This window comes from Clostridium sp. HCS.1 (genome assembly GCF_047900555.1).
Lineage (GTDB): Bacteria > Bacillota > Clostridia > Clostridiales > Clostridiaceae > Clostridium.
The window spans coordinates 2,066,815-2,080,802 of sequence record NZ_CP170704.1 but is presented as its reverse complement, the minus strand read 5'-3'; the positions used below and the strand labels follow the sequence as shown (position 1 = coordinate 2,080,802).

The 13,988-nt window shown below is 27.6% G+C and carries 9 protein-coding genes; 8 read left to right on the top strand and 1 reads right to left on the bottom strand.

The window, feature by feature from the left end:
• Positions 1-23: 23 nt before the first annotated feature.
• Complete coding sequence (locus ACFYH6_RS09805; RefSeq protein ID WP_316344792.1) at positions 24-467, bottom strand: MarR family transcriptional regulator; 444 nt, start codon at positions 465-467, stop codon at positions 24-26.
• Between the two features lie 143 nt (positions 468-610).
• Between ACFYH6_RS09805 and ACFYH6_RS09800 the strand changes: the two genes are divergently transcribed.
• The 8 genes from ACFYH6_RS09800 to ACFYH6_RS09765 all read left to right on the top strand — a co-directional run bounded on the left by ACFYH6_RS09800 (position 611) and on the right by ACFYH6_RS09765 (position 13,878).
• Positions 611-2,848: an ABC transporter ATP-binding protein gene (locus ACFYH6_RS09800; RefSeq protein ID WP_316342857.1), complete on the top strand. Its 2,238-nt coding sequence runs from the start codon at positions 611-613 to the stop codon at positions 2,846-2,848.
• Complete coding sequence (locus tag ACFYH6_RS09795) at positions 2,845-4,704, top strand: ABC transporter ATP-binding protein (RefSeq protein ID WP_316342832.1); 1,860 nt, start codon at positions 2,845-2,847, stop codon at positions 4,702-4,704. Before ACFYH6_RS09800 ends, ACFYH6_RS09795 begins: the two co-directional genes overlap by 4 nt.
• 167 nt (positions 4,705-4,871) lie before the next feature.
• A complete protein-coding gene (locus tag ACFYH6_RS09790) occupies positions 4,872-6,035 on the top strand; it encodes a galactokinase (RefSeq protein ID WP_416178511.1) in 1,164 nt (387 codons plus the stop codon).
• 11 nt (positions 6,036-6,046) lie between these two features.
• Positions 6,047-7,033 (top strand): UDP-glucose 4-epimerase GalE, encoded by a 987-nt coding sequence (gene galE, locus ACFYH6_RS09785; RefSeq protein WP_316342834.1) that lies wholly within the window; start codon positions 6,047-6,049, stop codon positions 7,031-7,033.
• Between the two features lie 7 nt (positions 7,034-7,040).
• Positions 7,041-8,558, top strand: a complete 1,518-nt coding sequence (gene galT, locus ACFYH6_RS09780; RefSeq protein WP_416178510.1) for a UDP-glucose--hexose-1-phosphate uridylyltransferase — start codon at positions 7,041-7,043, stop codon at positions 8,556-8,558.
• A gap of 77 nt (positions 8,559-8,635) precedes the next feature.
• Positions 8,636-9,652 carry a LacI family DNA-binding transcriptional regulator gene (locus tag ACFYH6_RS09775; RefSeq protein ID WP_416178509.1) on the top strand — a complete coding sequence of 339 codons (1,017 nt, stop codon included), beginning with the start codon at positions 8,636-8,638 and terminating at the stop codon, positions 9,650-9,652.
• Positions 9,653-9,713: 61 nt separating this feature from the next.
• Positions 9,714-12,644, top strand: coding sequence for an acyl-CoA dehydratase activase (locus tag ACFYH6_RS09770; RefSeq protein WP_416178508.1), 2,931 nt, complete (start codon positions 9,714-9,716; stop codon positions 12,642-12,644).
• Positions 12,637-13,878, top strand: a complete 1,242-nt coding sequence (locus tag ACFYH6_RS09765; protein ID WP_416178507.1) for a 2-hydroxyglutaryl-CoA dehydratase — start codon at positions 12,637-12,639, stop codon at positions 13,876-13,878. Before ACFYH6_RS09770 ends, ACFYH6_RS09765 begins: the two co-directional genes overlap by 8 nt.
• Positions 13,879-13,988: the final 110 nt, after the last annotated feature.

Here is a 13,988-nt window from a genome sequence, read left to right as displayed (position 1 = left end):
GCTAGAATAATACTTTTTTTATTTTATTCAAGTTTTGAAAGTATTTCTGTCATATCATTTATTATAGAGTGTAGCTTTAATATATCATTTTCATGGAGAAAAGAAATCTTTTCAATTAAAATAGATTTCATTTCAGATTTTTTATCTTCAATAAATGAGTATGCTTTTTCAGTAAGTTCAATATTAATTTTTCGTCTATCATTAGGATCTGTATATCTATGAACAAAACCTTCATTAATTAACTTATCTATTATAGGTGTCATATTAGGCTTAGATATATCTAAACATTTAGCAACATTTGAAACAGACATTGTTTTTTTCTTTGAAAGATAAAAAATAACTTTCATATGTGATGGAGGTATAATACTCCCTTTAACCATTTCATTTGGATTTAAAAGTTTATTATGTATAAGTAATAATAAATCTAATAAATTTTCAGGTATGTTGTTTATAGCATCATTATTCATAAGTATCCTCCTAAGTAATTGTCATTTTTATTATAAACTAAAAAAAATAATTATACAAGTATAATTGTTATTGACATATAATAGTTATAAAAATATAATTAATATATTATATTAATACTCATTATGAAAGGAGACAAAATAAAATGATAAAGCTAACAAAGTATTTAAAACCATTTATAGGTTCTATCATTGTAATTATAGCATTATTATTTGTGCAAGCTATAAGTGAACTATCACTTCCGGACTATATGTCTAATATAGTTAACGTAGGAATTCAACAAGGTGGAATTGAAAATTCTGTACCTAAAATAATAAGAAAAAGCGAAAAAGAAAAATTATCACTTTTTATTTCAGAAAGTGATCTTAATAAAGTAGAGGATAGTTATAAACTAATTAATAAGGATAATTTATCAGAAAATGAGTTAAATGATTACTTAAAGAAATATCCTTTACTAAGTCAAGAGGATTTATATGAACTTAATACTAAAAATAAAGAAATAATAGAAGAACTAAGTAGTATTTTAGCAAAACCAGAACTTATTGTTTATGGAATAAATTCTGGAAATATGGAAGAATTTAATAACAATAATTCAAATTCACAAATGAATTTGCCTGAAAATACAGATATTTTCACAGTATTTAAGAATTTACCTAAAGAAAAAATAAATGAAATGTTAAAAGGTATGAATGAAAAAATAGATTCCATGCCTGAAAGTATAGTTAAGCAATCTTCAGTGGCCTTTGTTAAAGATGAATATAAAGCAGTTGGTATTGATACGGATAGCTTACAAACAAGATATATAGCTTTTGCAGGGCTTAAAATGCTTGGAATAGCATTTATTAGTATGGTTGCAACAGTTATTGTTGGATTATTATCTGCAAGAATGGCAGCTGGAATAGGTAAAACTTTAAGAAAAGATGTATTTAAAAAGGTTACAAGCTTTTCAAATGCTGAATTTGATAAATTTTCTACTGCTTCTTTAATTACAAGAAATACAAATGATATACAACAAATTCAAATGTTAATGGTAATGTTATTTAGAATAGTATTTTATGCACCAATATTAGGAATAGGTGGAGTATTAAAAGTATTAAGAACTGATACTAATATGACATGGATAATTACTCTTGGAGTTATTTTGATAGTATTATTAGTAGGAGTGTTATTTACTTTTGCTATGCCTAAGTTTAAAGCAGTGCAAAAATTAATAGATAAGCTTAACTTAGTTACTAGAGAAAGTTTAACTGGTATGCTAGTAATTAGAGCGTTTAGCACTCAAAAGCATGAAGAAGAAAGATTTGATAAAGCTAATAAGAATTTAACAAATACTAATTTATTTGTTAATAGATTAATGTCATCTATGATGCCAGTTATGATGTTTATTATGAATGGATTAACAATTCTTATAGTTTGGATAGGTGCACATCAAGTTGACTTAGGTAATATGCAAGTAGGAAATATGATGGCATTTATGCAGTATGCTATGCAAATAATAATGTCATTCTTAATGATTTCTATGATATCTATAATGTTACCACGTGCATCAGTATCAGCACAACGTATTAGTGAAGTTTTAAATAGTACTTTATCTATTGAAGACAAAAAAGAAACTGAAAAATTCAAAGCTTCTAAAAAAGGCTATGTAGAATATAAGAATGTTAGCTTTAAATATCCTGGAGCAGAAGATTATGTTATTAAGGATATAAGTTTTGTAGCAAAGCCAGGTGAAACCACAGCAATTATTGGAAGCACAGGAAGTGGTAAATCTACTTTAATTAATCTTATTCCTAGATTCTATGATGTAACTGAAGGAAAGATAGAAATTGATGGAGTAGATATTAGAAACGTTAAACAAAAAGAGTTACGTGAAAAGATAGGATATGTACCTCAAAAAGGTGTATTATTCTCTGGAACTATTGAGAGCAATTTAAAGTATGGTTCTTCTGAAGCTAAAATGAAGGATATAAAATTAGCCTCTAATATAGCTCAAGCTACAGAATTTATTGAGTCTAAGCCTGATAAATATAATAGTGAAATATCACAAGGAGGAACTAATGTATCAGGAGGACAAAAGCAAAGATTATCAATTGCTAGAGCATTAGTAAAAAAACCTGAGATATACGTGTTTGATGACAGTTTTTCTGCTTTAGACTTTAAAACTGATTCAGCATTAAGAAAAGCAATAAAAGAAAATATCAAAGATGCAACAATGATAATTGTAGCTCAAAGAATCAGTACTATAAAAGATGCAAATCAAATTATAGTTTTAGATGAAGGAGAAGTTGTTGGAATTGGAACCCACAGAGAACTTTTAGAAAACTGTGAAGTTTACAATCAAATAGCTTTATCACAACTTTCAAAGGAGGAACTAATGTCATGAGTAAGAATGTAGGCGGAAAAAAACATGGTGGCTTTGGTGGTCCAATGGGAGGAATAAAACCTGTTGGTGAAAAAGCCAAAGATTTTAAAGGTACCTTTAAAAAATTATTAAATTATTTAAAGCCCTATAGAATATCAATATTAATAGTTTTAATTTTTGCCATTGGTAGTGCAGCCTTTTCTATAATTGGTCCTAAAATTTTAGGAAAAGCTACTACTAAATTGTTTGAAGGGTTATTAAATAAAATTTCAGGAGAAGCCGGTGCAGGTATAGACTTTACTTATATAGGAAATATACTTGTTATATTAACAGTTTTATATGCTGTAAGTGCAATATTTGCCTTTATTCAAGGATTTATAATGTCAGGTATAGCACAAAAAGTATCATATAATTTGAGAAAAGCAATATCTTTAAAAATAAATAAAATGCCACTTAAATATTTTGATAAAATGACTCATGGAGAAGTTCTATCAAGAGTAACAAATGACGTAGATACAATAAGTAATACTTTAAATCAAAGTTTATCTCAAGTATTTACATCTATAACAACTTTAATTGGTGTAGTTATTATGATGCTTTCAATAAGTGTTACAATGACAATTGTAGCTTTATTAATAGTTCCACTATCAGGTTTATTTATATCATTTGTTGTTAAAAAATCTCAAAAATATTTTAAAGAACAACAAAAATATTTAGGTCATGTAAATGGTCATGTTGAAGAAATATATAGTGGCCATAATATAATGAAGGCTTTTAATGGCGAAGATAAGGCTGTTGAGGAATTTAATGATTTAAATAATACTTTATATAATTCAGCTTGGAAATCTCAATTTTTATCAGGTATGATGATGCCTATAATGACTTTTATAGGAAATTTAGGGTATGTAGCTGTTACAATTTTAGGTGGATATTTAACGGTTAAAAATTATATACAAGTTGGGGATATACAATCCTTTATTCAATATATAAGATCCTTTAATCAACCAATAGCACAAGCAGCTCAAATAGCTAATGTATTACAATCTACTGCTGCAGCCGCTGAAAGAGTTTTTGAATTTCTTGAAGAGGAAGAAGAAGTTGATAATGCAGTAAATCCAATAAATATAGAAGAACTTAAAGGAGAAGTTACATTTAAAGATGTACATTTTGGATACAATGAAGATAAGATAATAATTAATGACTTCTCAAGTAAAATAAAACCAGGCCAAAGAATAGCAATTGTAGGTCCAACTGGTGCTGGTAAAACTACAATTGTAAAATTATTAATGAGATTCTATGAATTGAATAGCGGTGAAATATTATTAGATGATTATAATATTAAAGATTTCAATAGAAGTGATTTAAGAAAAATATTTGGTATGGTACTTCAAGATACTTGGTTATTTAATGGCTCAATAATGGAAAACATCAGATATGGTAACTTAGAAGCAAGTGATGAAGAAGTAATTAAAGCTGCAAAAGCTGCTCATGTTCATCATTTTGTTAAAACTCTACCTGATGGATATAATATGGAATTAAATGAAGATGCAAGTAACGTATCACAAGGACAAAAACAATTACTTACAATAGCTCGTGCCATATTAGCAGATCCTAAAATTTTAATATTAGATGAAGCAACAAGTTCTGTTGATACTAGAACAGAAGTGCTTATTCAAAAGGCAATGGATAATTTAATGAAGGGTAGAACAAGTTTTATAATTGCACATAGATTATCAACTATAAGAGATGCTGATTTAATATTAGTAATGAATGAAGGAGATATAGTTGAACAAGGAACCCATACAGAGCTATTGAGTAAAAAAGGCTTCTATGCATCACTATATAATAGTCAATTTGAAAATTCACAAGTTTCATAAGAAAAATCAACAGAAGAGGTTGCTTAGGTAGCCTCTTCTTTTTTATAAAATTAATTAGTAAAACTTAGTAAAATAATTAGTAAAACTTAGTAAAATTAATTGAAAATGTTTTCTGAATATGTTAGACTTTAATTACAAATATTAAAATAAAGTTAGGGAGAAATATTATGAGAGAAAAAATTAAAAATACCTTTAATGAAATTTTTGAGGAAAATGGTAATGAGAGATATTTCTTTTCTCCAGGTAGAGTTAATTTAATTGGAGAGCATACTGACTACAATGGAGGTAATGTATTCCCATGTGCTCTGAGCTTTGGAACTTATGGAGTAATACGACTAAGAGAAGATGAAAAAGTAAAAATGTATTCTAGTAACTTCCATGATGTAGGAGTTATAGAATTTTCTTTGAATGATTTAAAATACGAAAAAATGCATGATTGGGTTAATTATCCTAAAGGTGTAATTGATGTGATGAAGAAACGTGGATATAATATTAATAAAGGTTTTGAGGTAGTTATATATGGTAATATACCAAATGGTTCAGGTTTATCATCCTCTGCATCATTAGAACTTTTAATTGCAGTTATGATGGATAGCTTATTTAATTTTAATATCAATAGAATTGATTTAGTTAAATTTTCTCAAGAGGCTGAAAACAACTTTGTAGGAGTTAATTGTGGAATAATGGATCAATTCGCTATTGGAATGGGAAAGGAAAATAATGCTATACTATTAGACTGTAATACTTTAAAATATAATTATTGTCCAATAGAGCTAAAGGATGAAATACTTGTTATCGCTAATACAAACAAAAGAAGAGGCTTAGCAGACTCTAAGTATAATGAACGTCGAAGCGAGTGTGAAAAAGCCTTAGAAGAATTAAAAGTAAAGCTTAATATTAATTCCTTAGGTGAACTTACAATAGAAGAATTTGAGAATAATAAGGATCTAATTAATGATGATATTAGAAGAAAAAGAGCAAAACATGCAGTTTATGAAAATCAAAGAACTTTAATGGCAAAGGATGCCTTAGAATCAAGGGATTTAGTTACCTTTGGTAAACTTATGAATGAGTCTCATATTTCTTTAAGAGATGATTATGAAGTTACAGGATTAGAACTAGATACTTTAGTAGAACTTGCCTGGAATCATAATGGGGTTTTAGGTGCAAGAATGACAGGTGCTGGTTTTGGTGGATGTACAGTTGCATTAGTAAAAAAGGATAGTGTTGATGATTTTATAAAAAAAGTTGGACAAGGATACAAAAATAAAATAGGATATGAAGCTAGTTTCTATATTGCAGAAATAGGAAATGGAACTAGAGAAATTTAGGAGGTATTAATATGATTTTAGTATGTGGTGGAGCAGGTTATATTGGTAGCCATGCAGTTTATCAATTAATAGAAAAAGGAGAAGAAGTAGTAGTTGTAGATAATTTAGAAACAGGACATATAGAAGCAGTAAATCCAAATGCTAAGTTTTATAATGTTGATATAAGAAATGAAAATGAGTTAGATAAAGTTTTTAAAGAAAATAATATTACAGAAGTAATTCATTTTGCAGCAAATTCTTTAGTTGGAGAAAGTATGACTAATCCATTAAAATATTACAATAACAATGTTCATGGAACAGAAGTATTATTAAAAGTTATGGTTGCTAATGATGTAAAGAAGATTGTATTTTCATCAACAGCTGCAACTTATGGGGAAGCTACTAGAATGCCAATAGTTGAAACAGATAAAACTGAACCAACCAATGCATACGGTGAAACTAAACTTGCTATGGAGAAAATGATGAAGTGGGCGGATATAGCACATGGAGTTAAATATGTTTCATTAAGATATTTTAATGTAGCGGGAGCTCATGTTAGTGGAAGTATTGGAGAAGACCATAGTCCTGAAACTCATTTAATACCATTAATATTACAAGTTCCTCTTGGAAAAAGAGAATTTATATCAATTTTTGGAGAAGATTATGATACAGAAGACGGCACTTGTATTAGAGACTACATTCATGTAACAGATTTAGCTAATGCTCATATTTTAGCAATTGATTATTTAAGAAAAGGAAATGAAAGTGATATTTTCAATTTAGGTAATGGAAATGGATTTTCAGTTAAAGAAATGATAGAAGCTGCTAGAAAGGTAACAGGTCATGAAATACCTGCAAAAATTTGTGAAAGAAGAGCTGGAGACCCTGCTAGACTTATTGCATCATCTGAAAAAGCAAGAAAAACATTAAATTGGGAACCTAAATATGACAATGTTGAAGATATAATAGCATCAGCTTGGAAATGGCATAAAAATAATCCAGTTGGATTTAATAAGTAGGTGAAGTATGGAAATTTATAGTGAAATCAAAAGATTGATTCAATATGGATTGAAAAACAGTTTATTTACTGAAGATGATGAAATTTATATAAGAAATTCCTTATTAAATATTTTAAGTTTAGATGATTATGAGGATATAGAAGTTGAAGATGAAGAATTAGAAACGCCAACAGATATATTAGATAATATATTAAATTATGCTTTTGAAAATGGAATTTTAGAATCTAATACTTCAATTTATAGAGATTTATTAGATACTAAGATTATGGGTGCGTTAATGCCAAGACCTTCAGAAATAATTAAAACATTTAATGAGAAATATGAAAGATCGCAAGAAGAAGCTACAAATTATTTTTATAATATTAGTAAAGCCTGTGATTATGTTAGAACAGATAGAATTTCTCAAAATTTACTTTGGAAAAGTAAAAGTGATTATGGAAATCTAGATATAACTATAAATCTATCAAAACCAGAAAAAGATCCTAAAGCTATCGCAGAAGCTAAGAATATGCCTCCTTCAAAATATCCTAAATGTCTTTTGTGTAAAGAAAATGAAGGCTATAGAGGACGTATAAACCATCCTGCTAGGCAAAATCTTAGAGTTATTCCATTAAGCTTAAACAATGAAAAATGGTATCTACAGTATTCACCTTATGCTTATTATAATGAACATTGTATTGTTTTTTCAGAAGATCATACTCCAATGAAGCTTACTAATAAGACTTTTTATAGATTACTAGAATTTGTAGAAAAATTTCCACATTACTTTTTAGGATCTAATGCAGACTTACCAATTGTAGGTGGTTCAATACTAACACATGATCATTATCAAGGTGGTAGATATGAATTTGCTATGAATAGAGCTTCAAATTATATAGAATTTATATTAAAAAACTATGAACATGTGAAGTTTTCTATTGTAAAATGGCCACTAAGTGTATTAAGATTAAAGGGTAAGAATAGATTGGAATTAAGTGAATTAGCTTACAAAATATTAAATCATTGGAGAAACTATAGTGATCCTAAAGTAAATATATATGCTTTTACTGATAATGTTCCTCATAATACGGTAACACCAATAGCAAGAAAAGAAAATGATGAGTATGTAATTGATTTAGTTCTCAGAAATAATAAAACTACTGAAAAATATCCAGATGGGATATTCCATCCTCATGCTGAGCTGCATAATATTAAGAAAGAAAATATTGGATTAATAGAAGTTTTAGGACTTGCAGTTCTTCCAGCAAGATTAAAAGAAGAAATAGAGATAATTAAAGTATCTTTAACTACTAGAAAAGATGATATTTATAATTATGATAGCATGAGAATTCATTATAATTGGTATGAAGAAATTAAAATGAAAAATAAAGATATAACAAATGAGAATATTGATGATATTCTAAAAAGTGAAATAGGAAATATATTTACTAAGGTCCTTGAACATTGTGGAGTATTTAAATGGGATGATGAAGGAAAACAAGCTATAGAAAGATATATTGAAAGTTTAAAATTATCAATTGATTAATATTAAAGGTGAGGCATTTCTATGCCTCATCTTAATTATATATTAATGTTTATTCCAATATTAGAATGGAGGTGATTATGGTGGCAACAATTAAAGATATTGCTAATGAAGCAGGTGTTTCTATTGCAACAGTATCCCGTATCTTAAATTTTGATAAAACTCTTAATGTTTCAGAAGATACAAGGAAGAAAGTTTTAGCCATAGCTGAAGAAATGAATTATGTAACTATAAAAGAGAGAAAAAATAAACTTAAGAATTATACTATTGGAATAGTTTGTTCCTTTAATGAGATGAAGGAGTTAAGTGATCCATATTTTTTATCCATAAGAATAGCAATTGAGAAAAAGTGTTTAGAAGATAATATAGGTTTTAAGTCGTTATATCTTAGTAATTTGATGAAAGATGATACATATAATTATAAAGACATAGATGGAATAATAGCTGTTGGTATTTTTGAAAATGATGAAATTAATAGTCTAAAAAAATTATCTCCTAATATTATATTTATAGATTCATCTCCAGAAGAGTGGGAATTTGATTCAATAGTTGTAGATTTGAAGTATGGTACTAAAAAAGCCCTTGATTATTTATATAACTTAGGCCATAGGGATATTGGATATATTGGAGCTAAAGTTATTCCACATAATAGTGATAATGGAATTGAATTAATAAATTATAGAGAATCTACTTATAGAAAATTTATGATAGATATAAATAATTATAAAGAGGAATGGATTTTTAAAGGTAATTTCACACCAGAAGATGGATACACTTTAATGAAGAAAGCTTTAAAATTAGAAAAAATACCTACTGCTTTTTTTATAGCTAGTGATCCTATGGCAATAGGTGCTTATAAAGCTATACAAGAAGAAGGATATAAAATACCAAAGGATATAAGTATAGTTGGTTTTGATGATATAGCCACTGCGCAGTATTTATCACCTTCTTTAACAACAATTAAAATATTTACAGAATATATGGGAGAAATAGCCTTAGATACTATAATGGAAAGAATAAAAGAAGAAAGAAGTCTAAGTAAAAAAATAGTATTGCCAGTTAAATTAATTATAAGGGATAGTTGTAGAAAAATATAAATGAAAGGTGCTGTAAAAACAGCTCCTTTATATAATTTTAATTTAGATGGAGGTATATAAAGTGGTATATAGACTAGGTATAGATGCAGGTTCAACTACAGTAAAATTAGTACTATTAGATGAAAATAATAAATTGATTTATAAAAGTTATACCAGACATCTTACAAAAGTAAGAGAAACTGTATTAAAGGAATTAGATAAAATAAAGGACATAGTAATTAATAATAAAATAAAGGTTTCAATTACTGGATCTTCAGGTTATGGTTTAGCTATGGATTCAAGTATTTCATTTGTTCAAGAGGTATTTGCTACCACAATAGGAGTAAAAAAACTTTTTAGTAATATTGATGTTGTTATTGAACTAGGTGGAGAGGATGCTAAAATAATATATTTAACAAATGGGTTAGAGGAAAGAATGAATTCTAGTTGTGCAGGTGGAACAGGGGCCTTCATTGATCAAATGGCAAGTTTAATGGGTATAAGTGTAGAATACTTAGATAAGATAAGTTTTGATTATAAAAATATATATCCAATTGCATCTAGATGTGGAGTTTTTGCTAAATCTGATATCCAGCCATTATTAAATCAAGGGGCAAGCAAGGCAGATATAGCAGTAAGTATTTATGATGCTGTAGTAAATCAAACTATTGGTGGACTTGCACAAGGTAGAGAAATAAAAGGGAATATATTGTTTTTAGGAGGTCCCTTATATTTTTATAAAGGCCTTAGAAGTATGTTTATAAAAAAGTTAAAATTAAGTGAAGATGAAGCAATAGTACCAGATGATGCAGAGGTTTTTGTGGCAAAGGGAGCAGCATTATTTTCTGGAAATGAAGAAAAAACTTACACTTATGAAGAATTAATAAAGAAGCTTAATAATTATAAAAATAATACTAATATAAATAAAAGCATTAAGCCTTTATTTTCTAGTAATGATGAATACAAAAAGTTTTTAGATAGACATAACAAAGCTAAGGTTTTAATTAAAGATATAGATGGATATAAAGGAGAGGCTTATTTAGGAATAGATGCAGGAAGTACTACTACAAAACTTGTTTTAATTGATGATAATAGTAATATAATTTATCAATTTTATGCTCATAATGAAGGGAATCCAGTAAAGGTAATTAAGAGGCAATTAGAATATATTTATGATAATTATGGTAAAAAAATTAACATAGTAGGAAGTGCAGTTACTGGTTATGGTGAAGAATTAATAAAGAAAGCCTTTGGTATTGATTACGGTATAGTAGAAACATTAGCCCATTATATTGCAGCAAGTAAATTCAATCCGGATGTAGATTTTATTTTAGACATTGGTGGCCAAGATATTAAATGCTTTGAAATAGAAAATAACGCAATAAAAAGTATAATACTAAATGAGGCTTGTTCTTCAGGCTGTGGATCTTTTATTGAAACTTTTGCTAAGGCAATGGGGTATGACGTGGAGACCTTTTCTAAATTAGGATTATTTGCAAAGCATCCTGCAGATTTAGGATCAAGATGTACTGTTTTTATGAACTCTTCTGTTAAACAGGCTCAAAGAGATGGTGCAACTATTGAAGATGTTTCAGCTGGCTTATCTATTAGCGTAGTAAAAAATGCTTTATATAAGGTTATTAGAACAAAAAATATAGGGAAAAATGTAATAGTTCAAGGTGGAACCTTATGTAATGATGCCATTTTAAGAAGCTTAGAATTAGAATTAAATCAGAATGTTATAAGGTCAAATATTTCTGGATTAATGGGTGCCTATGGAGCTGCAATATATTCAAAAAAGGAGAAACCAAAAGAATCAAAAATTATTACTAGAGAAGAACTTGAAAATTTTACACATAGTTCAAAAGGAATTAAATGTGGACTTTGTACTAATAAATGTAATTTAACTATAAATACATTTAATGGTGGAAGAAAATATATATCCGGAAATAGATGCTCAAAACCTACTGGTAAGTATGATGACAATAACATTCCTAACCTTTATGAATATAAAAATTTAAAGCTATTAGAATATGCTAATAATTTTGGAGATAAAGGAGTAATTGCATTTCCGATGGTTCTAAATATGTTTGAAAATTTACCTTTTTTTGTGAAGTTTTTTAACTATTTAGGAATAAGAGTTATTTTATCAGATGCCTCTTCTAAAAAACTATATTTAAAAGGACAACATACAATACCATCAGATACTGCCTGTTATCCTGCTAAAATAGTTCATGGCCATATAGAAAGTTTAATAGAGAAAAATATTGAAAATATTTTTTATCCTTGTATGACTTTTAATTATGATGAAGGCATTTCAGATAATCATTATAATTGTCCAGTTGTGGCATATTATCCAGAAGTGATAAAAAATAATGTATCAAATATAGAAAAGTGTAATTTTATATCTCCATATTTAGATCTAAATTCTAAAAAAAGTACTATAGAAAATTTATATAACAGCTTAAAGGATTATTATAAATGGATTTCTAAGGAAGATATAAAAAAAGCATATGAAGTTGGACTTGATGAGTATAAAGAATTTAAAAAAGATATTTTGATAAAGGGTAAGGAAGCAATTAAATATGGTAGAGATAATGACTTATTAATTGTTGTTTTATCAGGACGACCTTATCATGTTGATAAAGAAATTAATCATGGAATAGATAAAATGATGAACTCATTGAATTTAGTAATATTAACAGAGGATTCTATTCCTTTTAATTATGATAATGTAGCTGTAAATGTTCTGAATCAGTGGACATATCAAGCAAGGTTATTTAATGCAGCTAAATTTGTTGTTAATAATGAGGACATGCAGTTAGTTCAATTAGTATCCTTTGGATGTGGTACAGATGCAATTACAGCTGATGAAATAAAAAGTATTTTAGAAAACAATGGGAAAATATATACACAATTAAAAATAGATGAAACAAATAATTTAGGAGCAGCAAAAATTAGAATAAGAAGTATGGTTGAAGCTATAAAGAATAGGTGGGAAGTATATGAGTAATAGTTATAAAGTTTTTACAAAGGAAATGAAAAAAAATTATAAGATTTTAGCACCTAATATGCTACCCATTCATTTTAAGCTAATGAATAAGATATTAAAGGATCATGGATTTGATATAGAATTTCTAGAGGATGATGTTTCTTCTGTAATAGAAGAGGGATTAAAATACTCTAATAATGATATATGTTATCCAGCCATGATAGTAATTGGACAATTTATTTCTGCATTGAAAAGTGGTAAATATGATGTTAGCAAAACAGCTTTGCTTATGACCCAAACAGGGGGAGGCTGCAGAGCATCTAATTATATTCACTTAATAAGAAAGGCATTAGAAAACAGTGGATTTTCAGAAGTTCCTGCAATAGGATTAAGTGTATCTGGTATTGAAAAACATCCAGGACTAAAATTAGGTCCCAATCTTATAATTAAGCTTTTTTATGCTGTATTATATGGTGACTTAATTATGTATTTATACAATAAAGTAAAGCCCTATGAAATAAATAAAGGGGAATGTGATATTCTTTTAGATAAAACAGTTGAAAATTTAATACATAAATTTTCAAATCTTAGCTATCTGAAATTATCAAAAGTATCAAAGGAAATTGTTATTAGCTTTAGCAAAATAGAAGTAACTAATGAAAATAAAATTAAAGTAGGCATAGTAGGAGAAATATATATGAAATATTCAAGAATGGGTAATAACCATCTTGAAGAATTTTTAGTTAAGGAAGATGCTGAAGTAGTGCAATCAGGTCTTATGGACTTTGTGAATTACTGTATTTTAAATTCTATTATTGACTATAAATTATATAGGAAGGGATATTTAAAATCAAAAATTGCAGCTTTAGGATATAAAATAATTTTAAAACTTCAAAGAAAGGTAAACAAAGTTATACAAAATAACTCTAGATTTGACGGACCGACAGATTTTGATGAAGTTAGAAAGATGGCTGATGGTTATATTGGTTATGGAGTAAAGATGGGAGAAGGCTGGTTATTAGTAGCAAATATGATAGAATTAATATATTCAGGTGCAAATAATATTATTTGTGCACAACCTTTTGGATGTTTACCTAATCATATTGTAGGCAGAGGAGCTATAAGAAAAATTGTTGATAAAAATCCTGAAGCAAATATTGTAGTTATAGATTATGATCCATCTCAATCAAAGATAAATCAAGAGAATAGAATTAAGTTAATGCTATCAAATGCAAAGTTAAATAAATACTTATAAAAATATTTACATTTAGCTATATCTATAATTATATTGGGTATAGCTATTATTCGTTATTTAGACTAAAATTAAATTGATAATAAATATTATACTAAGCTATTTTTAATAGC

Excerpts from the sequence above, each read along its gene's own strand:
- ACFYH6_RS09805 (WP_316344792.1), bottom strand. The coding sequence starts at position 467 with ATGAATAATGATGCTATAAACAACATACCTGAAAATTTATTAGATTTA.
- ACFYH6_RS09800 (WP_316342857.1), top strand. The coding sequence starts at position 611 with ATGATAAAGCTAACAAAGTATTTAAAACCATTTATAGGTTCTATCATT.
- ACFYH6_RS09795 (WP_316342832.1), top strand. The coding sequence starts at position 2,845 with ATGAGTAAGAATGTAGGCGGAAAAAAACATGGTGGCTTTGGTGGTCCA.
- ACFYH6_RS09790 (WP_416178511.1), top strand. The coding sequence starts at position 4,872 with ATGAGAGAAAAAATTAAAAATACCTTTAATGAAATTTTTGAGGAAAAT.
- galE (WP_316342834.1), top strand. The coding sequence starts at position 6,047 with ATGATTTTAGTATGTGGTGGAGCAGGTTATATTGGTAGCCATGCAGTT.
- galT (WP_416178510.1), top strand. The coding sequence starts at position 7,041 with ATGGAAATTTATAGTGAAATCAAAAGATTGATTCAATATGGATTGAAA.
- ACFYH6_RS09775 (WP_416178509.1), top strand. The coding sequence starts at position 8,636 with ATGGTGGCAACAATTAAAGATATTGCTAATGAAGCAGGTGTTTCTATT.
- ACFYH6_RS09765 (WP_416178507.1), top strand. The coding sequence starts at position 12,637 with ATGAGTAATAGTTATAAAGTTTTTACAAAGGAAATGAAAAAAAATTAT.